This is a genomic window from Mycoplasma sp. 21DD0573, assembly GCF_034863425.1.
Lineage (GTDB): Bacteria > Bacillota_I > Bacilli_A > Mycoplasmatales > Metamycoplasmataceae > Mycoplasmopsis.
The window spans coordinates 1-23,316 of sequence record NZ_JAYFEZ010000008.1 but is presented as its reverse complement, the minus strand read 5'-3'; the positions used below and the strand labels follow the sequence as shown (position 1 = coordinate 23,316).

The window sequence follows — 23,316 nt, the reverse complement described above, 5'->3', positions numbered from 1 at the left end:
AATTAGTTATCTTGCATAATTTCTTCATATTCTTCAAGAGAACCTCTGAATAAGAAGCTCTTTGTAGGTGATTGAAGTTCTAAAATAACATCGGCACATTGGTTAACAAATGCTCTGTTGTATGTTGTGAAAATTGCTCCACCCTTGAAGTTTTTAACACCTTCAATAACTGAGTCAATACTTTCAGCATCTAAGTGATCTAATGGTTGGTCTAAGATAATAAAGTTAGATTCAAGAAGCATCATTCTTGAGAACATTAATCTAGCTTTTTCTCCCCCACTAGTTACTTTAACTTTTTTGAATACTGAATCATTGCTAAATAACATACGGCCTAAGAACCCACGCATTCTAGCATCATCATTTTCTCTGTTTTCTTTTTCTTTATTTTCAAGTGGTCACTTAGAAATTCATTCAAGAATGTTTTCGTCTGTATCAAAGTATTTACTATTTTCATTAGGGAAGTATGAAGGTGTAATTGTTTGTCCTCATTCAACTGTTCCTGAAGTTGGTTTATTAATTCCAAGTAAACATTCTAATAATTTTGTTTTAGCAATGTCATCTTCTCCAACAATAACCATTTTTTCACCTGGTTTCAGTGAGAATGATACGTTTTCAAATAAAGTTTCACCTTTATCATTTTTGTATGTTAAACCTTCAACATTTAAAATTTGTTTACCGTGATCACGGTTCATTTCTCAACGAACGAATGGATATTTTCTATTTGAAGGTTTAATTTCATCAAGTGAAATTTTTTCAAGAGCTTTCTTACGTGATGTAGCTTGTCTTGATTTAGATGCATTAGCACTGAAACGTGCGATGAATTCTTTAAGTTTTTCGATTTGTGCTTCTTTTTTAAGATTTGATTGCTTCATCATTTCTCTAGCTAACTCTGAACTTTGTTTTCAGAATGAATAGTTACCTGTGTAAATTTTTGCTTCGTTGTAATCAATGTCAACAATATGTGTACAGATAGCATCTAAGAAGTCACTGTCGTGGCTAACTACAATAACAACGTTAGGATAGTCAATCAAGAAGTTTTCAAGTCATCTAATACTTCTAAGGTCTAAGTGGTTAGTTGGCTCATCCATAATTAAAATATCAGGATTTCCAAATAATGCTTTAGCTAAAAGAACTTTGATTTTTTGATTAGCTGTAAGCTCTCTCATTGGAGCTTCTCATTTTTCTTTAGGTATGTGTAAGTTACTTAAAAGTTCTTGCGCATCATTTTCTGCTGTTCATCCACCTAACATACCATATTTTTCTTCTAAATCAGCTGCTCTTTCATAATCTTTATCAGTTGCATCAGGATTCATGTAAATTGCATCTTTTTCTTCTTTTATTTTGTATAAATCAGTGTTCCCCATAATTACAACTTCGGTAACATTGTAATCATCATATGCATTATGATCCTGACTTAATACAGAAATACGTTTATTTTTCTCGATAACAATATTTCCACCTGATGGTTCAATGTCACCTGCAACTATTTTTAAAAATGTTGACTTACCAGCACCATTAGCACCGATAATTCCATAAGTGTTACCTTCTGTGAATTTTAAGTTTACGTTTTCAAATAATTTTTTATCACTAAAAATCTTGCTTAAATTTTGAACTTCAATCATATTTAGCTCCTTTGTTTTAATTAACAATATATAAATTAATGATTTATATATTTTATATTATTTTGAATAAAAAAACCTTCAAATTGAAGGCAGTACACATCTAAGTTTTCACTTCGATGTCGGCTCCTAAAAATAATACCATAAAAATAAAAATCACATAGCAAATTTGCTATGTGAAAGATAAATTATTTTTTGAATTCTGTAATAACTTCTTCACTGTATTCTCTGAATTTGTTTGCAACTGGATGTAATGTGTAGTAGTTTTTAACAATAACTTCTTCAACTACTTGTTCTGTAGATACTCTAACTGCTTCTTCTACTCTTTCTTCAACTTGTTCACAGTTACATTCACCTACGCAGCATGTTTGTTTTTCTTGTTCACAGTTACATTCACCTTCACAGCATGTTTGTTTTTCTTGTTCACATCCACATTCTTCTTTAGCTAATGCTGATGAGCTGTAAACAACTTCTGCTTCTCTTTTAATCATATTAGCGTTTCTGTTTGCTAAGCAGTGTCCACCACATCTGTGTCCACCAACAGGTTCGATAATATTTTCTTCACGTGTTAAGTCTGATTCAACGTAAACGTATTCTTCTTTAGGTTCATCTTTTACTTCTGAATATACAACTGTTTCTTTTTCTTCTACTGGTTGTTCTTCTTCAACTACAGTTTCTTCTACTAATACTTCTTCGTTTTTAACTTCTTCAACAATTGTCATTTGTTCAACGTGGTATTTTCCACCTAAACAAGGACATGAGAAACAAACACATTGAACTCTTGGTGATTTACATACTTTACAATTTCCATCTAATTTAACTTCTAATTCTACTTGTGCCATAAGGATCTCCTTTTATTTTCAAACTATTTAGATTTAATAAATTTATGATTTTGAACAATTTTTATTTATGTTTTACATAAACATTGATATTTAGCCTTGGTCTTTGTGGTTGTCTTCTTTTTGGTGCAAGAGCTACTGAACGACTAATTTTATGTTCATTATCTTTAATATAAGCAATATTACTACAATTATAAAGTTTATTATCAAGATTTATAGCAATATTTTTATTAGTTTTATCACTTTGTTTTTTAACTTTTTTTGGTTTTTCATCTAATCTAACTACTTCTTGATTTTGTAGTTGATTTTCAGCCGGAACTTCAATTGGTTCACTAGCTGTTTGAGCTAATTTTTCTTGCTCAGCTTTCTTTTGTTGCTCTAGGTCTTCCATTCTTTTCTTAATTAACTCGTAAGTTTCAACAACAACTCTTTCTTGCTCTTCAATTGATTTGTATGGATCAATTCTGAATGATGAAAGAATTTGTTGGAATATTGGATCAGCTTTCATTTGTTTTGTGAATAATGTCTTCATTCCAATTCTGTCTGAGAAGACTTTTAAAAGCACTCCATAAGCAATATCATCAATCATTTTGTAGAAAGCTTTTGTCCCTTCCTCTGTATAAATTTGGTAAGGGTTCTTTTGTGAATATTGAGCTAAGTTAACGTTTGAACGTAATTTGTCCATTAAGTTGATATGACTTTGTCATTTTTCATCTAATGTGCCTAAAATAAGTGCTCTTAAGTGTCTTATTAACTCTTCTTCTGAAGTGTTTTCTATTGCATTCTTTTCTCAATCTTGATAAATTGAAAGAATAATGTTAGCAATATATTCTGGCAAATCTGTTTCGTGAACTTTTGAAATGTCATTAATATCAAAGTGGAATTTAATGAATTTACCAATGTTTTCATTTAAAAAGTCTACAAGAGCTTCATAATGATAAACATTATTATGCAATCTATATTCACCACTTCTAACAATAGTTCTAGCAGCAGATGCTATCATTCTTTGAACGATAAACACTATGTCACTGCTGTATAAGATTAAATCACGTTGCGCATAAATTAAGTCACGTTGTTGTCTAATAACGTCGTCATAATTTAAAACTGATTTACGTGAGTCATAGTTGAAACCTTCAATTTTCTTTTGAGCGTGATTAAAAGCAAATCTAAGTTGTTTATTAGTAACTTCTTTGTCTCCATCTTTTGAATAAGCATCTCTGAAACTTTCATAGTTTGCAAAACGTTGCATTAATTGATCTTCAATAGAAATAAAGAATTTACTTGTACCAATATCCCCTTGACGTCCTGAACGTCCTCTTAGCTGGTTATCAATTCTTCTTGATTCAGCTTTATCTGTTCCTAAAACGTATAATCCACCAAGTTCTAAAGCTTCAGGTGTAGGTTTAATGTCAGTTCCACGACCAGCCATATTTGTGGCAATAGTAACTGATTTAACTTCACCAGCATGCGAAATAATTTCAGCTTCAGATGCATTTTGTTTAGCATTTAAAACTCTATGAGGAATTGCTCTATGTGTTAAAAGTCTATGAATAACTTCTGAATCTTCAATTTGAGCAGTACCAACTAAAACTGGTTGACCTTTTTTGTAAAGTTCTTCAATTTTATTAGCAACTGCATTTCATTTTGCTTTAGCAGTTGCAAAAATTGCATCAGGTTCATCTACACGAGCAATTGGTTTATTTGTAGGAACAACATTAACTCTCATATTGTAGATATCAATGAATTCTTGCTCTTCAGTTTTTCCTGTACCGGTCATTCCACAAAGCTTTTTGAACATTCTGAAAAAGTTTTGGTAAGTAATGGTTGCTAAAGTTTTTGTTTCAGGTTCAACTTCAACCATTTCTTTAGCTTGGATAGCTTGTTGAAGCCCTTCTGAATAGCTACGTCCATCCATTATACGACCAGTGAATGCATCAACTAATTCGATTTTTCCTTCACGGACAATGTACTCAACATCAATACGCATAATTTTATGTGCTCTTAATGCGTTTTGGATTAAGTGAACATTTTCAGAGTTTTCAATTTTATAAAGTCCATCAGTTTTGTAAAACTCATTAGCTTTAGCGATCCCTGAGTGTGTTAGTGCTACAGCTTTTGACTCTTCATCAATTATGTAATCTTCAGGACCAAGAGTTCTAACGAATTGGTCAGCAGCAAAGTAAGCTGCTGTATCATCTTTTTCTCCACCTGAAATGATAAGAGGTGTTTTAGCTTCATCGATTAAGATTGAGTCAACCTCATCGATTAAACAGAACTGAAGTCCTCTTTGAACTTTGTTATTCTTATTTGAGACCATATTATCTCTTAAGTAATCGAACCCAAGTTCAGAGTGAACTGAATAAGTAATATCAGCTGCATAAGCTCTTCTTTTATCATCCTCATTCATTTGTGCTTTATTAATCCCAACAGTAAGTCCTAAGAAATTAAACACAGCACCCATTTCAGTTGCATCACGTTCAGTTAAGTATTCGTTAACTGTAGATACAATCGCACCTTTACCTAAAAGAGCATTCAAGTAAACTGGAGCAATAGATGTAATTGTTTTACCTTCACCAGTTTTCATTTCAGCTACTGAACCTAAATCTAAAAGTAATCCACCTAATATTTGAACATCATAAGGTCTTTTACCTAAAACCCTCTTTGTTGCTTCTCTAGCTACTGCAAAAGCATCATTACGAATGTCTTCTAATGAATAACCTTTTTCTAATAGCTTTTTAAAGTATTCTGTTTTAGATTTAAGTTCTTCATCTGTAAACTTAGAAACTATGCTTTCAAGCTGATTAATTTTCTTTAAAGCTTTCTCAGCAATACGCATTTCTGACGTTTTGAAGTCTAATAATTGTTTTCAACTTTTCATAAGTTCAATTATACTTTTTTATTTATAAAATAAAAAAGACCTATTAACTTTTATGAGTTGAATAGGTCTTTTTGACTTTTAATACTATGTGTGTGTTGAAAAAGTAATTTTCAGGTTAATAATTGTTGTATAAATATTTAGTTAAAAATAAAGTTTTACACCATTTATTTTTAACGTTTTTTAGATCTAAAATTAAACTAAAAATCATAATCTTGTTTGTAGTTATTTGCTAATGTGAATTTTCGTTTTGGAAGTTTAATTTTCTCGCCAAGCACAGATCTCCTATACTCATAATGGAACATCTCAGGTTTTAATTCTATTTTCCCTAATTTTCATAATGCATCATCACAAAATAACAGATCTAAATAAATATCCATTTTTCTTGTTTTTGATTTCTTTAGGAAACTTAATCTAAGGTGCATTCATGGATAAACAGATGCACTTATATTATATTTGACAGAATATCATACTGTTTTTAATCTCACTTTTTCATTTAATAGAAATTGCATTTTATGATCAGGATTTTTAAATCTATTATCATAAAAATTATCGTCAGGTAATGATTTTGATTTATCACGATATATCTCTAATTCTCTCAGAAAATATTCTCAACGTTCTCTTATTACTCCATATTTTTTAAATACAAACATAAAAATACTACTACTTACTAGGAAACCAATACTAAGACCACAATTTGATACTAAAAACATAGATAATGAATCGGATAAATTTACATAAACCCTGTTCAAAGCAAATAATACAATACAGGCAGGAATCAAATACAAAACTGATAATGACATTAAAACATAAAAGATTCTCTCATAGATTACTTCGAATTTTAATCTCTTTTTAAAAATTATTGTCAAATAATCAAATAATTCATCTCTTAATTTAAAACCTGAATCCACAAGCCTTATAACAACATAAAGCTTATATTCAGCAAGTCTCAGTCTTGGTTGAAAAAGTTTTGTGAGGAATAATAACAATGCAAATATCATAACTTATCTAGTATTAATAAATAAATTAACCTAGATTATCCTCTTTAGTTTTATTTGGAATTCTCTTAATATATTGACCGCGAGTTTTTGATTTAACTTTTATAAATCCATTCATACCCAATTCTCTTTTAGACACATTTAAAAAGTGTGATAAATGACTTGTTTGCTTTATTTTCAAATTAAAGAAATATCGGTTTTTTCCTCCTCTTTCAAATTCATTATATGGTTTATCTAATTTCGTTTCATCAATTACAACTCACTCAATTGTTTCCATTTTTGACATTTGATTTGAAAATCCAGCAATTCTATCTGATAAAGCATTTTGTTTTTTTAAACTTGCGTCTAGGTCTTTACTTGTTTCAACTAAACCCACAACACCTGAAGCCAATGAAATTGCTGTAGAACCAAGCGAAAAGAATTTTGATTCCATAGTTATTTTTCCTTTAATTAATTAAATATTCTTTTTATGTTTTAATGTTATCACTATGAAAAATAAATGACTGAAAATAGTGATATTTCTTCTTATTTTTTCACAAAATGTGAAAAAATATAAACAAATTAATACTCAATAATAATCATTCATCATAGTTTTGAAGTTCACATTAGTCATTCATTAGAAATAAATTTTAAAAAAAAGAGTCAAAATTTTTGACTCAATTATTTACATAGAAGTAAAAAACTTAAATATCAATTTCTCTAGACTTATAATTTTGACCCAATACAATTTTTTGCTTTGGTGGTTTTATATTTTCATTAAGAATTGTTCTTTTATATTCATAATAAAACATTTCAGGTTTTAATTCAATATTACTAAGTTTTCACATACCATCACCACATAACAACATTACTAAATAAATATCCATTTTCTTAGTTTTTGATTTCTTTAAAAATTTAATTTTAATATGCATTCAAGGAAATCACACTGAAGATATGTCCACTCTAACTGAAGGCCACACTGTTTTAAATTTTGTCTTTTCATTTATTAAAAAATGAACTTCGGAATGAGCATTTAGAATTAAATTATCATATAAATTTTCATTGGATAATCTTGCATTCTTACTTGAATATTCTGGTATTAAGTAATTTATATAATCATCCAAATATGATTTTAGATTACCTCATATTCAAAGACCCAAAAGTGATGAACCCTCACAAAGTAAAATAATAGAAGCAGGTAATCCTGTGTAGAAACAGAAACTGGTGATAGTATTTATTTTAGCAAAATAAATGCATGCCAAAATTATCGAAATAATTGTGTGTATAGCCGATATTATGATGATTACAAGAAAAACGATTAATAATATCTGTTCGAATTTCAATCTTTTAAGAAATTTTTCTTTTAAGTAATCAAAAATTTCAGGACGTATTTTCGTGCCTGAATCAATTAATCGTATAATGTCAAAGAGTTTATGTCATATAAATCTCATTTTTCCATCTATCAGCCAGGATAGATAATAAATAATCATTAATATCATTCTTGATTCCTTTTCTTAATATTTAAATAATATCACCCATTCCATAAAATAATTAAAAATAAATAGTTATTGAATGTTAAGTAAAAAAAGAGCTCATCGAGCTCTCAAATTTATCTAATATCCTAAACTAGTTTTATTAATCACATTTTGTTTATAAACTCATTTTAAAAATGGATAAATTGCTATTGAAATTATTACTAAAACACCCCATTCAACCAGCATATTTACTCAAATTAATGTTAATCAAACCGATGGTGATGATACTTCTTTTATGCCTATGAATTGAATTCCGATAAAAATAAAAATCGAAACAAATAATGTATTGGCAGCAAAAATTAAGAAAGCAAAGATTGTACTTGTGAATATATTGAATTTACCTATTTTAAAGCATAAATAATATGCTCCTACTAAAAATAAAGCTAAAGCGATTCTTGGCACAAATGAATATAAGATGTTATTGAAAATTGGATACCCTAAAACAATCGAACCTATTCAAGATCAAAATCCAAATGACAGCGTACTTCATAAAGTTCCAATCATACCTAAATGAATTGAAGTAATTAAAATAACAATTGGAACGGTTGTTATTGATATAACACCAATCGTAATATAGCCTGTGTAGGGCGTAAAAGTTAAAATTACAATAATTGCCATATACATAGCTAAGTAAGCTATGTTTTTTATTGTGAAAAGATTTTGTTCGGGTTTATGTCTAGTTTGTTGTTGTTTATTTGAATTTGCAATTCATATTAATTCTTTATTAGAGCAAGAATTATGATTTTGTGAATTATGTAGTTCCATAAATTAAGAAAAGAAAAATTCAGCTTAATTACTGAATTTCACACTTAAAATTTCAATCATGTATTTTGTTTGTGCATCAACTTCGACAACATCACCAGCTACATGTCCCATCATTGCTACTGCAAGTGGACTTTTGTTTGAAATTTTATTTTCAAATGGGTTTGTATCGTGTGTACCCATAATTGTAACTTCTTTAACTTGATTTGTGTCTTTTTTAACAAATTGAACTGTTGTACCAATTCCAACTGTGTTTTGTGTTGACTCATCTTTAGCTTCAATAATTTTTGCATTATCTAAAATTTGTTCTAATTCACTAATTCTACCTTCAACAGCACCTTGTCTATCTCTAGCTGCATCATATTCAGCGTTTTCTGATAAGTCCCCTTGTGCTCTAGCTTCTTTTAAGGCAGCTTGAACAGCAGGTCTTTCAATATTAACTAAATGTTCGTATTCTTTTTTATATCTATCGTAAGTTTCTTGCGATAGGTAAACAACACCTTTTAATTCTTCATTGTTCATAATCATTCTCCTTATGTTATTTTGAGAAAAGTTAATTTAATTATATTTTATTTTAGTCTGATTTTATCTTTTTACTATAAAAAGAAATTTAGAACTTAAAAACGATACTTCATATGGGATTGAAGACATTCTAAGTAATGAAATTAATCTTTTAATTTCAGATCTTTTTGCATTATCATAACTAATAATACACATACCTTTTTGCATCTTGTGAACATACTTATCATATAAGTCATTTATGTCTTGCTCAGTACGTAAAATCGCAACAAAATCTAATTCTTGATCTTTATATTCTATTATTCCTTTACCAGCTTCATTACCAAAATTCTCTTTAACTTTATCATATAAGTCTTTATTTAAATTAGAGTTTAAATAATAAATATTTGATTTTGTTTTTGAGTCAATTGCAACTATTGGGAACATATCTTTTTCATCGATAATTAAACAATTTTGATAATGATTTTGATAAATTGTATTAATAATACCTTCAATGTCTAAATCGTTTGCTTTTGATTTTAGGAAGTCTTTAATATCAAAAGGTAATACACCAAGTTCACTACGTAAAGATTCAATTTGAACAAGTGCTTCAGCTTGCGCTTTTGCTAAATATTTTTTACGAATCTTTCTTGAGTAAATATTTAACCCAATGTAAATACCAATACCTAAAACAAACACAACTATAGCAGATACCATTAAAATTGTTCTTGTTGTATCACTCATTATTTACCTCATTTATGTTTATAGTAATCTAAATAATCATTAAGTATGATTTGTGCTGCAAGCTTATCTTTATGATCTTTTCTTTTCTTTCTAGTTAAACCGGCTTCAATCATAGTCTCATGGGCTTTTTTAGTTGAATATTGTTCATTGACCAATAAAACAGGTAAGTTAAATTTTTCTTCAAGTTGCTTTTTGAAATCTTCAACCATTAAAGTTCTATCACTCTTATCTCCACTAATTTTAAGTGGGTAACCAAGTACTATTCCATCAATTTTGTTTTTATAAACTTCATTAATGTAGTAGCTAATTCTGTCAAGAGCTTGGGCAAATTTATATTCTTCGAATTTAAAGTTTTCTAATCCTGATGCAATGATTTCACTTTCATCAGTTATTGCAATTCCACAACTTTTAGTTCCTAAATCTAGACCTATTTTTCTCATGTAATCTCTTCTAATGCAGCAATTAAGTTATTAGCAGTTGCAACTTTACCCATAGATAAGATAGCGTTTCCTCCACCACGTCCATTAAGTTTTGCAAATAATTGTTGTGCAATAGCATTTGAATTGTATTCTTTTGAAGCTACAACAATCATTGGATTGGTTTCATCATTTGATGTAAGCACAACTAAAATGTCGTTGTATTTTTCTCTTAATGTAGAAGCTACTGTTTTAATGTTTGATTTATCAACTGTTTGATTTACATAAACTTTGTTTCCATTCATTGTTAAGACTTCAATTGAGTCATAATCAAATTCAAATGAATTTTGTAAATCTTTTTGAATTTGTTTATTCTCTTCTTTAAGTTTTTCAATTGTTTCTTCTAAGTAGTCAATTGCTTCTTCTTTTGCAGTAGGAATATTTAAATCAAAGTTGTATGAAGCTTGTAGCTTAGTGTTTTTGTCAATTAATTTTTCTGCTTCAATAATTAATTTATCAATTTCTTCATCTAAAAACTCATCAACTAAAGCATTTGATGAAATAGCTCTAATTCTATATACACCAGCAGCTTTCTTATCAACGTTTGTAATTTTGAAGTTTTCTAATTTAGCTGTATTTGATAAGTGTGTACCTCCACATAAGTCAGCTGTAATATTGTCGAATTTAACAATTCTTACATTTAATGGGTTCATATATTCTTGTTCTTCAAGAGTCATAATTGCACCCATTTCTTTAGCTTGGTCTGTAGTCATATTCAAGTAATGTCTTACAGCGTCCATCTTAATGTACTCACGAACTAAGTTTTCGATTGCTTTAATTTCTTCTTTTGTAGGTCTTGTATCAGCTGGTAAATCAAATGTTAAACGTTCTTCATTGTTATTTGAACCTAATTGTTTGATTTGATTTCCTAAAACACTTCTAAGTGCACTGAATAATAAGTGTGTTCCAGAGTGGTTTCTTTCAAGACCTAGTCTAATTGTTTCGTCAACAAAGCACTCTACAGGTAAGTTTTTAACAATTTTTCCTTCAACTTTGTGAATGTGGTTTCCAAATTTATCTTTGAAAACATCTAAGATTAAAATTGTATTTGTACCTTGTTTTATGTAACCGCGGTCGTGTTTTTGTCCACCACTAGTTGCATAAAAAGGAGTTCTATCAAGAACAACATATGAAATTCCGTTAGCTTGCTCAATTTCTGTTTCAGTATCTAGTAAGTATAAAATGTTTGAAACTGATTTTGTGTATTCATAACCAATAAATTCATCAACTTTTGATTTGATTAAAGTTAATGAGTTGATTACTTTATCCATTCCTGAAACTTTTATTCCCTTACTCATTTCAGCGTGTTTTTGTTTTGCTGCTTCAAAAGCTTCATAATCAATTTGGATATTTTGTTGAGCTAAAATTTCTGCAGTTAATTCAACAGGGAAACCATATGTTTCGAATAATTTAAATGCAATGTCTCCTGGGAAAACTTTTAAATCTTCAACAATAAAGTCAGATAGAATTTGTTTTCCATTTTCAATAGTTTTAGCAAAAGTTAATTCTTCATCTTCAATAACTTTTTTAATTGGATTTACATCATATTCAAAAGGTAATGTTTCTTTAATCACATCAACAAGTTTGTATAAGAAAGGTTCTTGAATATTTAATTGCATAGCTTTGTAAACACTACGTCTAATTAATCTTCTTAAAATGTAACCTCTACCAACATTAGATGGTTTAGCTCCATCAGCAATAGCATTAGTTACTGTTCTCATGTGATCGGCAATAACTTTAAAATATGAGTTAATTAAAGTTTGATCTTTGTCATTTACAAAATAATTGTTTGTATCATATCTATAATTTGTGAATTTCTCGATTTCGTGAATAATAGGTAAAAATAAGTCAGTATCAAAGTTTGTAGGTGCATCTTGCATAATTGAGACAATTCTTTCTAATCCAGCACCAGTATCAATATTTTTTTGCTTTAATTCTGTATATTCACCTTCACCATTTGAGTTGTATGTTGAAAACACAATGTTTCAGATTTCAATGTATCTGTCATTTTCAATGTCTTCTTTAAGTAACTCGATTCCTCTTGAATCATACTTCTCACCACGATCATAGAAAATTTCTGTGTTAGGACCACAAGGGCCTGAACCAACTTCTCAGAAGTTAGTATCTTTGCCACCTGGTATCATGTGTGATTCGTCAAAACCGTGAGCCATTCAGTAATTTTTAGTTTCTAAATCTTCATAGTAGTATGTGAAATATAATCTGTCTTTATCAAGTTTTAGAACATCTAATAGAAACTCAACAGCAAAATCAATAGCTTCTTTTTTAAAGTAATCTCCAATTGAGAAGTTTCCTAACATTTCAAAGAATGTATGATGTCTAGCTGTAATACCAACATTTTCGATGTCATTTGTTCTAATTGCTTTTTGTGAGTTAGTTAATCTTTTTGCAGGAGCTTCTTTTTTACCTGAAAAGTAATCTTTCAAAGTCGCAACACCACTATTGATTCAAAGTAATGATGGGTCATTTTGAGGAACTAAACTTTTTGAAGGAACAACAAAGTGTCCTTTAGATTCGAAAAACTTTAATCATGATTCTCTAATTTGTTTTGAATTCATACTTACCTTCCTTATGTTCTTTTATTTCTTTGAAATAAAAGTAAAAATATTACTAAATTATATTAAAAAGATTTTTAAACAGTTTAAATTTTCAATTTGTTTTAATTAATATCCTTATTTTCATTTTTATTACTAAAACATCTTGTACAATACGTTAAAAGTTTAAATTGCAGATTTGAATTAAAAATAATTAGCACAAAATTTTGTTAATTTCAGTTAATTAAAATAACCAAGTTAAATTCTATAAAGTGTAAAATTATATTAATTGGGAGAAATATGAAATTAAAAACAAAAAATATTTTTAAATTATTAACATTAACTGGTGCTATTTCATCAGTAACAGGAACTATCGCATGTTCTCAAGAATCACCAAAAGAACCTAAACCAGGCAATCCGATTGCAAATCCAGGTGACACAGCTCAAACAATTGCTAAAAAAGAGGAATTATTGGATTTCTCAAAATCACTCAGCGCTACTACAATGGCGCTTACACCAAATCTTTTTAATAACTATGTCAATTTAGTTAAATCGCTAACAAATATAGATATTAATGATAATTCCGAGAATTACGTGGAAGCTCTAAAAATTAAAGGCCAAATAGTAAAAAACTTACAAGATATCAAATTATTAGAAGAAGGTAAAAAAGAGGTTGAAGGAATCACCTTTTCAAATATTCCTCTAACAAATGAAGTTATCTTATTAATTGAAAAGACAAAAAAATATGTGACTTCAAAATATCAATCTTCAATCGAAAAGCTAAATAGTACCAACATAAAAGAATTAGACGATTTTGAACTAGATAAACTGATTGCTTTAACCTCTTATGCGTTGAAATTGACCAGTTCATCATTTGATAACATGTATCCGATAGTTATGAAGGTTATTAGAGATAAATATATCTTACTTAATAGAATGGATATAAATTCTTTGAATGATCTATTTACAAATTTAAAGGATCAGGAGCAAGTTAAACAATTCTTTCTTGCTGCAATCACGGAATTATATGAATCTTTTGATGATACCGATAAAACTGTTAAAGCATCACAGAATAATTCTCTTCTTTTTCCGTTTTTGAATTATTCTAATCCGGAATCTGATATTCAAGCTGAAAGAAGATTGCATATCGAAACTTATGGAATGGCAGAAACAATTGTTGATATTTCTGAATTAGTAAATTCTGTAATAAATAATCCTGAAACGCTTGATTCATTAGGAACTGAGAAAAAAGATGAAATCTTAACTTTCTTAAAAGAAATAAATAATAAACATAAAGGTAATACCAATTTGAACTTATATACAATCGGCCAAATGCTTAATAACGATGCCATAAAGATTGAAAAAAACATAATAGTTAACATTGTATGAGCTATGTTTCTTCAAAAAGATGAAACTACAACAATGCTAAAGTCAATCATTAGTGAATTTACCGATTTCTTTTTAAAGAAACAAAACAATACTGTTTTAGGACTTAAATACGAAATTCCAGAAAAACAAATACCTATTTTCTTAAATGAAAATTACACTGCAATTATTGAGGAAGCATTTAAGGATAAAAAAGTTTCATATGTTTATGCTCCATATGTTGAAAAAATTGGGAAAGATTCATTAAATACAGAAGATATTAGAAATGTATTTTTACCAAAAGTAACTTATTTAGGACAAAATGCAATTAGACATCAATTGTTAGCAGAATTTGCAAATACAGTTCCAGAAAGCTTTAAAAAACAAATTAAAATTAATGAGAATACTTATGTATCTGTGGATAGCGAAGCAACTGATGTGCAAATAACTTCAGATAAGCCGCTTTATTTTGTAAATGGTTTATTCAAGAGCAATGAAAATATAAATACAGTTACAATTACTTCAACACAACCAGTTTATATTTCAGAAGAAATGTTTAAACACAGTACACTTAGATCAATAACAATTCAAGCACCCGAAGTTTATATTGCAAATGAAGCATTCGCAGATACTCCAGCACTTGAAACATTTGATGTTCAAAATGTTCAAAACATAGGTGAGTATGCATTTTTTGGTTCAAAATGATACTATGACCACATTTCAAACTCAAATGAAGAGCAAATTAAATTAGGTTCAGTTTTAATTGGTTACAAAAATATCAATAATAAAGCCGAAATCACTTTAGACCCATCAATTACACAAATCTACAACTCTGCATTTTCATTTGACAATAAAATTCCAGAAGCAGCAACTGCTAATGAAGTTATTACAAGTATAGCGGCAGAAAATGTTAAATCAGTAAATCAAGGAACATTTGGGTCATTATCAAACTTAACAAGTTTAAACTTACCTAACTTAACTTCTCTAGGTGCAATAGCGCTTCAAGGGACACCATATTACTATAACATCTTAAACGATCAAGAAAGCACAAAAGCGATGTTAGGGAAAGTTTTAATTAAACTTAAATCTGATAACCCTTATGTTACATTGTCTGATGACGTTGAATTTATTTACACAACTGCATTCAAGAACTCAAACCAAATAAACTCAATTCAAGGAGAAAATGTTAAGGGTATTGCTTCAAATACATTTGCAAATGGATTTGGAACAATTTCTGCACTTAACTTCCCTAACTTGGAAAGTGTCGGTTCATCTTGAGCAACATCAATTTCTCCACAAAGTGAAACTCCAGTTCTAGTTGCACCTAAATTAAATGTAGTTAATAAAAACCAATTAATTGGAAATTAAGATAAGAAAAATCATATGAGTTAATTTAACACTCATATGATTTTTTATATATATCATTTTTTAGTTTCATCATCATAAACTTCATCAATTGTTGCTCCACCAATACATTTGTCTCCATCATATAAAACAACTTGTTGACCCGGTGTAACAGCTGATGAACCCTCAGGATAGAATACTCTGATTTTATCATCGCCTAAAAATTCAACGGAAACTTTAATATCTTTTTGTCTATATCTAAATTTAGCAGTTAAATTATCAGGATTAAAATCTTTGTTATTTAAGGTTAATCCTGAAGCGATTAAATTATTTGAAATTAAGTATTCAGGTTTTGAGTTAGGTGCAACATATAAAATATTTTTTTGCACATCGTGACCACAAACATAATATGGTTCAGTCATACCACCTAAATTTAAACCTTTTCTTTGTCCAATTGTGTAATAGAAACATCCAACATGTCTTCCAATAACTTTATTTGTTGTAATATCCACAATATCTCCATCTTGTGCTGGTATATAGTTTTGTAAGAATTGACCAAAGTTTCTTTCTCCAATGAAACAAATTCCTGTTGAATCTTTTTTAGTTGCAGTAATTAGACCTAACTCAGAAGCAATTTGTCTAATTTCAGGTTTAGTTAATGCAGCAAGTGGCATAATAACCTTTTTAAGTTGATCATGACTTAATTGAGCCAAAAAGTAAGTTTGATCTTTATCTTCATCTTTCGCTCTGTATAAGTGACCATCAATTACATTTGCATAGTGTCCCATAGCAATATAGTCTGCTTTAAGTTCATTAAATGCATAGTTAGCAAAAGCATTGAATTTTATGTACTTGTTACATAAAATGTCCGGGTTAGGTGTTCTTCCTTTTTTGAATTCTTCAATAAAGTTTTCAAAAACATTATCTCAATATTCTTTGACAAAGTCAACTCTTTCAAGTTTGATAGATAATGAATTTGCAACTGATTGAGCATCCATATAATCTCTTTCCTGTGGACACATATCTTGTTTAAGATCATTGTTTCCAAGAAAATCATTATTAACAACACTGTCTCAGTTACGCATAAATAATCCTACTACTTCGTAACCTTGCTTTTGCAATAAATAAGCAGCAACTGATGAATCAACACCACCACTCATACCTATAACAACTCTTTTAGACATATTTCTCCTTTATATACTTAAATAAGTATATAAATTGTAATATAAAAACCAAAAAAGCGAAATTTTTTGGTTTTTAATGTAAAAATTTAACTTTTTGCTATTAAGCAAATGGTTCTCATAACTCAAGAACAACTGATTTATCAGCTTTAAGATATTCTTCTGGAACATATTTAGGATTCACAATAACTGAGAAGTTGTATTCATCAAATCATTCATCAGACATTGAGTAGACACCTTTTTTACCAGAATCATCACCTCAACTGTTTTCAACTTTTCAAGCAATCGGTTTACCGTTTTCTGTTTTAACACCTACAAAAGCCATCGCGTGATTTAACATTGAGTTAAAGTAGATAATTCTATCTTCTTTATTAAAGTCACTAATTGGTTCAAAAACTGAATCAAAATCATAAAGTTTTGGGTCAAAAATTCCTGATTTATTATCTTTGAAAGGATCAACATCACAAGCAAATCAAACTGGTAAGTTATCTTTTAATGAAGCAATTACAGCACTCTTAATTACATCTAATGGAACGTTAATCATTTCAACATCTTGATCTTCATAAACTGATTTTTGATATTTAAGAACATATTTAGTTCCATAGTCATAAAGATTTCTTGGGTCGTGAACTAGATTAACTTTTTTATCAAAATCTTTTCCTACATATTTTTCGAAAAACTCTACAGGAGTTATGTTTTCAATTTTGTGATACTTATTATCTTTATCTTTGTATTCATAAGTGAACTCAGTAACTGGTGTTCCTAAACATTTAGAAACGATGTCATAAACTCTGTAAAGTGTATCTTCTTTAACTGATTGAATTTGTGTCTTATCAGCACCTTGTGCAACAAGTACTCTAATTTTCTTCATTCCATTTTTAAGATGTTTATCAATTTGTTCATTCATATCTGTTGTATTTCCTGAATGGAATGTTTCAGGCATAATTGATTTGGGAACTGCACCATATTTTTTAAGTAAGTTAGCAAAATATTCTCAGTATCCACCATCTGAAGCAACATTTCTATTAATTAAGTGATAAACTTCTCTATTTTCTAATGGCAAGTTCGCTGTTTGGATTGCATAATTTAAAAATGTATTTGCTTTTTCAATTTTGTCATAGAAAGCAAAGTAGTTTTGTGAAAACTCAAAGCTACTTACATTTAAGTTTTTAGCAGCTTCAACTCTGGCCATATTTAATGAAGCGAAAATTCAACATCTTCCACTATTTTTTTGTGATGTTATATCGCCTAATGTTGTTTCTATGTCAAAAACGTGATCGTGTTTGATAAATGTTTTATGATCAAAAACTGTATTCTTAATACCATTTTTGATGATTGAGTTTTGAATCATTTTATTGTTTGATTTTGATTCAAATTTTGACTTAAATCCATCTAATAAGTTTTTAGTTACATTCATTTTTACTCCTATATACCTTGTAAATTAGTTATTAATATAGTTTAGTTTAATTCATAATGTATTACAATTTAAATTATGAATAATCAAGAAACTATTAAAGCAGTTCCTGATGTTAAATCAGGATCTGTAAAATTATTTTATGGAATTATACTATTAACAAGCACTGGTGGATTGTTTTTATTATCATTATTATCAATCTTCTTTATGTGAATTGATTTACTAATACTAAATTCAATGTCAAAATGGTTTTATCAACTTTTATTTCTAATAATGATGATAATCGTCCCTTTTATTGGAATTATGATTCTGAGTTTTATAAAACCGAAAAATGAATCTCAAAATGTAATACTCTTGAGCATCAAGTTCTTCTTCTATGCATTATTCTATGGAATTGTAATCGGAACAGCTTTATTATTAATTAGTTTTGGAACATACACATATGATAACTCTGCATTAGAAATTATCAAGTATGCATCATTGCAATTAGCATCAGTTATTTTAATACCAGTAGGAATATTATTCTTGACCGGAATATTAGGAATGTTAAAAATTATTAATGTAAGATCACTAATAGTAATGATTTCAGTTCTATCATTCGCAATATTAGTTACATTCTTAATTTCATTCTTTGCTTTTAGACAAAGAGATAACATTAACTGATGAATCGGAATTTTAATGGTTGCATTAATCTCATTATTTATGATTCTTCAATGATATTCAATTAGAAAAACAGCTGATTATGTCGAGTATATGAGTAGAAAATCATTAATCACTTTAGGGATTCAGCACGGATTTCAGTTATTTATTTCATTAGCTCAACTACTTTATTTCGTTATTGTTATATTAGTTAAAAGAAGATAAAACAATTTACTCTCAACACTAAGGTGTTGATTTTTTTGTTAAAAACGCAAAGAAAATACACAGACCTAAATCTGTGCATTTGAAATTTTTTGTGAAAAACAATTAGTCAAATTATTTAACAATTTTTGTAACTGTTCCTGCACCAACTGTACGTCCACCTTCACGGATTGAGAATTTTGTTCCTTCTTCAACAGCGATAGGTGCGATTAATTTAACTTTTAAGTTAACATTTTCCCCTGGCATAACCATTTCACGTCCTGGTTCGAATTCAATTCCCCCTGTAACGTCTGTTGTACGGAAGTAGAATTGAGGTTTGTAGTTTTTAAGGAATGGAGTGTGACGTCCTCCTTCTTCTTTTTTAAGAACGTAAATAGCAGCTTCGAATTCTGTGTGAGGAACGATTGAACCTGGTTTAGCTAAAACTTGTCCACGTTCAACTTCATCACGGTTAACTCCACGAAGTAATAATCCAGCGTTATCTCCAGCTTGTGCTTCTTTAAGGTTTTTACGGAACATTTCGATTCCTGTAACAACTGTTTTCTTAGTAGGTTTTAATCCAACGATTTCAACTTCGTCGTTTAATTTAAGTGTTCCACGTTCTACACGTCCTGTAGCAACTGTTCCACGTCCTGTAATTGTGAAAACGTCTTCAACAGCCATTAAGAATGGTTTGTCAAATTCTTTAACAGGTGTTTGGATGTATGAATCAACTGAATCCATAAGTTCCATAATTTTTTCTTCGTATTTTGCATCACCTTCTAATGCTTTAAGAGCTGATCCACGAATGATTGGAGCATTGTCTCCATCAAATCCGTATTCTGAAAGAAGTCCACGGATTTCCATTTCAACAAGTTCGATCATTTCTTCTTCACCTTCAAGCATATCTACTTTGTTTAAGAATACAACGATACGAGGAACCCCAACTTGTTTAGATAAAAGAATGTGTTCACGTGTTTGAGGCATTGGTCCATCTGTTGCAGCAACAACTAAGATAGCTCCATCCATTTGAGCTGCCCCTGTAATCATGTTTTTAACATAGTCAGCGTGACCAGGACAGTCAACGTGTGCATAGTGACGTTTTTCTGTTTGGTATTCGATGTGTGATGTGTTAATTGTGATTCCACGTGCTCTTTCTTCTGGTGCGTTATCGATAGAAGCGTAATCACGAGCTTCTGATAATCCTTTTTTAGCTAAAACTGTAGCAATAGCAGCAGTTAAAGTTGTTTTACCATGGTCAACGTGTCCGATTGTTCCAACGTTAACGTGTTCTTTACTACGATCAAAATCTAATTTTGCCATGTAATTTCCTTTCTATTTTATATATATAAAATTGTTTAATAAATGTATTGTGTTTTAGCGCCAAAACCAACCTATGCCTAGCCTTTCATCTAGGTCCTGTCCATTTGTTAAATTAGCACATTAATTTTATCAAAAATAATTTTTGAAAACATTATTTCCAATAACATTTAAATTAGTTTTTATATTGTACCACAAAATGCAATTTCTGTTATTTCTGTCTAATAATGAAACTAATAGAGATGCAGTTTTATATAAAATCATCAATTAAATTTAATAAAAATATATGCGATAAATAATACTAAAAATTTCTAAAAATTAATTATATAAATGCACAAAATTCAAGCAGCTTGATAGTGCAAAATATTGGTTATTTTCGGTTTTGTTTAAAAAATAAATAAAGTAAAATAATGATACATTAAGTTACAAAACGTTTTTAACTTGATGTTTAAATTTATTTCGAAATAAAATCAAACAAAAAAGGAAACAAGATGAAAAAAACTTTATTTGATAGTAAAAATTATTTAGATAAAGTGCATGCTTGATGACGTGCTGCTAACTATCTTTCAGTTGGGCAAATGTTTTTAAGAAACAACCCTTTACTTAGAGAAGAGTTAAAAGCCGAAGATGTTAAGATGTACCCAATTGGTCACTGAGGAACAATCCCAGGACAAAACTTAATCTATGCCCACTTAAACCGTGTTATTAACAAATACGACTTAGAAATGTTCTACATTGAAGGTCCAGGACACGGTGGTCAAGTTATGATTTCTAACTCATACTTAGATGGAAGCTACACAGAATTATTCCCAGAAATCTCACAAGATGAAGAGGGATTAAAAAGAATGTTCAAGAGATTCTCATTCCCTGGTGGAACTGCATCTCACGCTGCTCCTGAAACACCTGGATCAATTCACGAAGGTGGAGAGTTAGGATACGCATTATCACACGCAACAGGTGCTATTTTAGATAACCCACAAATCATTGCTGCTACAGTAATCGGTGATGGGGAAGCTGAAACAGGACCACTTACAGCAGGATGATTCTCATCATCATTCATTAACCCAGTTAATGATGGAGCTGTATTACCAATCATCCACATCAATGGTGGAAAAATTGCAAACCCAACAATCTTAGCTAGAAAATCAGATAAAGAAATCAGAGATATGTTAGCTGGATTTGGATGAGAAGCTATCTTTGTTGAAGCTGATGTTTTTGACCAAAGAGGAATTCACAAACCAATGGCAAAAGCATTTGACAAAGCTATTGAAAAAATCCAAAAGATTCAAGCAAAAGCAAGACAAAAATCAGCTGAAGAAGCTACAAGACCTATTTGACCAGCTCTTGTTGTTAGAACACCAAAAGGTTGAACAGGACCTCACACATACAATGGTTTAACATATGAAGGAAGCTTTAGATCACACCAAGTTCCTCTTCCTGTTACATCAGAAAAACCAGCTACATTAGACTTATTAAAAGAATGATTAACTTCATATCATCCAGAAGAATTATTTGATGAAAATGCTAAATTCAAAGCTGAATATGCTGAAATTGCTCCTAAAGGTGCAAAAAGAATGGCAATGCACCCTATTACAAATGGTGGTGTAAACCCTAGAGCATTAAATTTACCAGAATGAACACAATTTGCATTAGACATCAAAAAACCTGGTTCAGTTCAAGACCAAGATATGGTTAACGCTGGAAAATGATTTGCTGAAGTAATCAAAATGAACCCAGATAACTTCCGTGTATTCGGACCAGATGAAACTAAATCTAACAGACTTTACGATGTTCTTAAAGTTACAAACAGACAATGATTGGAAAGAGTAAATCCTGAATTAGATGAAGCTATCGGACCAGTTGGAAGAGTTATCGATTCACAATTATCAGAACACCAAGCTGAAGGATTCTTAGAAGGATACGTATTGACAGGACGTCACGGAATGTTTGCTTCATACGAATCATTCTTAAGAGTTGTTGATTCAATGCTTACACAACACATGAAATGAGTTGCTAAAGCAAGAAAAGTTCACTGAAGAAAAGATTATCCATCTCTTAACGTTATTGCTACATCAACAGCATTCCAACAAGATCACAACGGTTACACACACCAAGATCCAGGTATTTTAGGTCACTTAGCTGACAAAAAACCTGAATTAATTCGTGAATACTTACCAGCTGACTCTAACACATTATTAGCTGTATTAGATAAAGCTTACAGAGAAAGAGATGTAATTAACCTTATCGTTGCTTCTAAACAACCAAGAGACCAATTCTACAATGTAGAAGAAGCTAAAGAATTAGTTGAAAAAGGTCTTAAAGTTATTGATTGAGCTTCTACAACAAAACCAGGTGAAGAACCAGACTTAGTTGTTGTTGCATCAGGTACAGAACCAAACTTAGAAGCATTAGCATCATTAGAATACATCAACAAAGCATTCCCTTCACTTAAAATTAGATTCGTTAACGTAGTTGATTTATTAAAATTACGTCACCCAAGCATTGACCCACGTGGATTATCAGATGCTGAATTCAACGCAATCTTTACAAAGAACAAACCAGTTGTATTCGCATTCCACGGATACGAAGGTCTTATTAGAGATATCTTCTTCTCACGTCAAAACCACAACTTATTTGTTCACGGTTACAGAGAAAACGGAGACATTACAACATCATTTGACATTAGACAAATGAGCCACATGGATAGATTCCACATCTCAATCACAGCTGCTAAAGCAGTTTACGGTGATAAAGCAGCTGACTTCGTAAAACAAATGGAAGAAAAAGTTGCATACCACAACAGATACATTAAAGAAGTTGGAATTGACATTGACGAAGTTAGATTCTGAAAATGATCAGGTCTTAAAAAATAAGACAAATACTTTATAAGTGTTAAAAGATAATCAAAAACACCTTAGTATAAACTAGGACACAAAAATTGGACAAAAGTTTAATTTGTCATAACACCTCAAGAT

The 23,316-nt window shown here is 29.8% G+C and carries 17 protein-coding genes; 3 read left to right on the top strand and 14 right to left on the bottom strand.

The features are described from left to right. Nucleotides 1-2 precede the first annotated feature (2 nt). The 11 genes from VBM86_RS01610 to alaS all read right to left on the bottom strand — a co-directional run bounded on the left by VBM86_RS01610 (nucleotide 3) and on the right by alaS (nucleotide 12,901). A complete protein-coding gene (locus VBM86_RS01610; protein WP_323176657.1) occupies nucleotides 3-1,622 on the bottom strand; it encodes an ABC-F family ATP-binding cassette domain-containing protein in 1,620 nt (539 codons plus the stop codon). Between the two features lie 185 nt (nucleotides 1,623-1,807). Then, on the bottom strand, nucleotides 1,808-2,461 hold the full coding sequence (locus VBM86_RS01605; protein WP_323189643.1) for a hypothetical protein: 654 nt from the start codon (nucleotides 2,459-2,461) through the stop codon (nucleotides 1,808-1,810). A gap of 61 nt (nucleotides 2,462-2,522) precedes the next feature. After that, nucleotides 2,523-5,336, bottom strand: coding sequence for a preprotein translocase subunit SecA (gene secA / locus VBM86_RS01600; RefSeq protein WP_323189642.1), 2,814 nt, complete (start codon nucleotides 5,334-5,336; stop codon nucleotides 2,523-2,525). Between the two features lie 197 nt (nucleotides 5,337-5,533). Beyond that, entirely contained in the window at nucleotides 5,534-5,986 is a 453-nt protein-coding gene (locus VBM86_RS01595) for a hypothetical protein (protein ID WP_323189641.1), read from the bottom strand. Between the two features lie 373 nt (nucleotides 5,987-6,359). After that, the gene (locus tag VBM86_RS01590) at nucleotides 6,360-6,764 is read right to left on the bottom strand and encodes a hypothetical protein (RefSeq protein ID WP_323189640.1); all 405 of its coding nucleotides are present in this window, start codon (nucleotides 6,762-6,764) and stop codon (nucleotides 6,360-6,362) included. A gap of 250 nt (nucleotides 6,765-7,014) precedes the next feature. Next, entirely contained in the window at nucleotides 7,015-7,809 is a 795-nt protein-coding gene (locus VBM86_RS01585; RefSeq protein WP_323189639.1) for a hypothetical protein, read from the bottom strand. A 114-nt stretch (nucleotides 7,810-7,923) separates the two neighbouring features. Then, nucleotides 7,924-8,610, bottom strand: coding sequence for a hypothetical protein (locus VBM86_RS01580; RefSeq protein ID WP_323189638.1), 687 nt, complete (start codon nucleotides 8,608-8,610; stop codon nucleotides 7,924-7,926). Nucleotides 8,611-8,634: 24 nt separating this feature from the next. Then, on the bottom strand, nucleotides 8,635-9,129 hold the full coding sequence (greA, locus tag VBM86_RS01575) for a transcription elongation factor GreA (protein ID WP_323189637.1): 495 nt from the start codon (nucleotides 9,127-9,129) through the stop codon (nucleotides 8,635-8,637). Nucleotides 9,130-9,192: 63 nt separating this feature from the next. Further along, nucleotides 9,193-9,849, bottom strand: coding sequence for a BC85_0335 family putative methyltransferase (locus tag VBM86_RS01570; protein WP_323189636.1), 657 nt, complete (start codon nucleotides 9,847-9,849; stop codon nucleotides 9,193-9,195). Next, nucleotides 9,849-10,289, bottom strand: coding sequence for a Holliday junction resolvase RuvX (gene ruvX / locus VBM86_RS01565; RefSeq protein ID WP_323189635.1), 441 nt, complete (start codon nucleotides 10,287-10,289; stop codon nucleotides 9,849-9,851). The genes VBM86_RS01570 and ruvX overlap by 1 nt, the downstream gene beginning before the upstream one ends. Beyond that, nucleotides 10,277-12,901, bottom strand: coding sequence for an alanine--tRNA ligase (gene alaS, locus VBM86_RS01560; protein ID WP_323189634.1), 2,625 nt, complete (start codon nucleotides 12,899-12,901; stop codon nucleotides 10,277-10,279). Before alaS ends, ruvX begins: the two co-directional genes overlap by 13 nt. A 276-nt stretch (nucleotides 12,902-13,177) precedes the next feature. Here alaS and VBM86_RS01555 point away from each other — a divergent pair, with 276 nt between their 5' ends. Further along, complete coding sequence (locus tag VBM86_RS01555; protein WP_323189633.1) at nucleotides 13,178-15,610, top strand: leucine-rich repeat protein; 2,433 nt, start codon at nucleotides 13,178-13,180, stop codon at nucleotides 15,608-15,610. 44 nt (nucleotides 15,611-15,654) lie between these two features. Here VBM86_RS01555 and mnmA read toward each other — a convergent pair whose 3' ends face one another. Together mnmA and VBM86_RS01545 are read right to left on the bottom strand one after the other, a co-directional pair. After that, the gene (gene mnmA, locus VBM86_RS01550) at nucleotides 15,655-16,770 is read right to left on the bottom strand and encodes a tRNA 2-thiouridine(34) synthase MnmA (protein WP_323189632.1); all 1,116 of its coding nucleotides are present in this window, start codon (nucleotides 16,768-16,770) and stop codon (nucleotides 15,655-15,657) included. A gap of 100 nt (nucleotides 16,771-16,870) precedes the next feature. Beyond that, nucleotides 16,871-18,184 (bottom strand): aminopeptidase C, encoded by a 1,314-nt coding sequence (locus VBM86_RS01545; RefSeq protein WP_323189631.1) that lies wholly within the window; start codon nucleotides 18,182-18,184, stop codon nucleotides 16,871-16,873. 75 nt (nucleotides 18,185-18,259) lie between these two features. On the opposite strand from VBM86_RS01545, the gene VBM86_RS01540 reads away from it, so the two are divergent. Continuing rightward, on the top strand, nucleotides 18,260-19,045 hold the full coding sequence (locus VBM86_RS01540; RefSeq protein WP_323189630.1) for an MAG0110 family membrane protein: 786 nt from the start codon (nucleotides 18,260-18,262) through the stop codon (nucleotides 19,043-19,045). A 111-nt stretch (nucleotides 19,046-19,156) separates the two neighbouring features. Here VBM86_RS01540 and tuf read toward each other — a convergent pair whose 3' ends face one another. Continuing rightward, complete coding sequence (gene tuf / locus VBM86_RS01535) at nucleotides 19,157-20,344, bottom strand: elongation factor Tu (RefSeq protein ID WP_257089347.1); 1,188 nt, start codon at nucleotides 20,342-20,344, stop codon at nucleotides 19,157-19,159. 488 nt (nucleotides 20,345-20,832) lie between these two features. On the opposite strand from tuf, the gene VBM86_RS01530 reads away from it, so the two are divergent. After that, a complete protein-coding gene (locus VBM86_RS01530; protein ID WP_323189629.1) occupies nucleotides 20,833-23,214 on the top strand; it encodes a phosphoketolase in 2,382 nt (793 codons plus the stop codon). The last annotated feature ends 102 nt before the right edge of the window (nucleotides 23,215-23,316 follow it).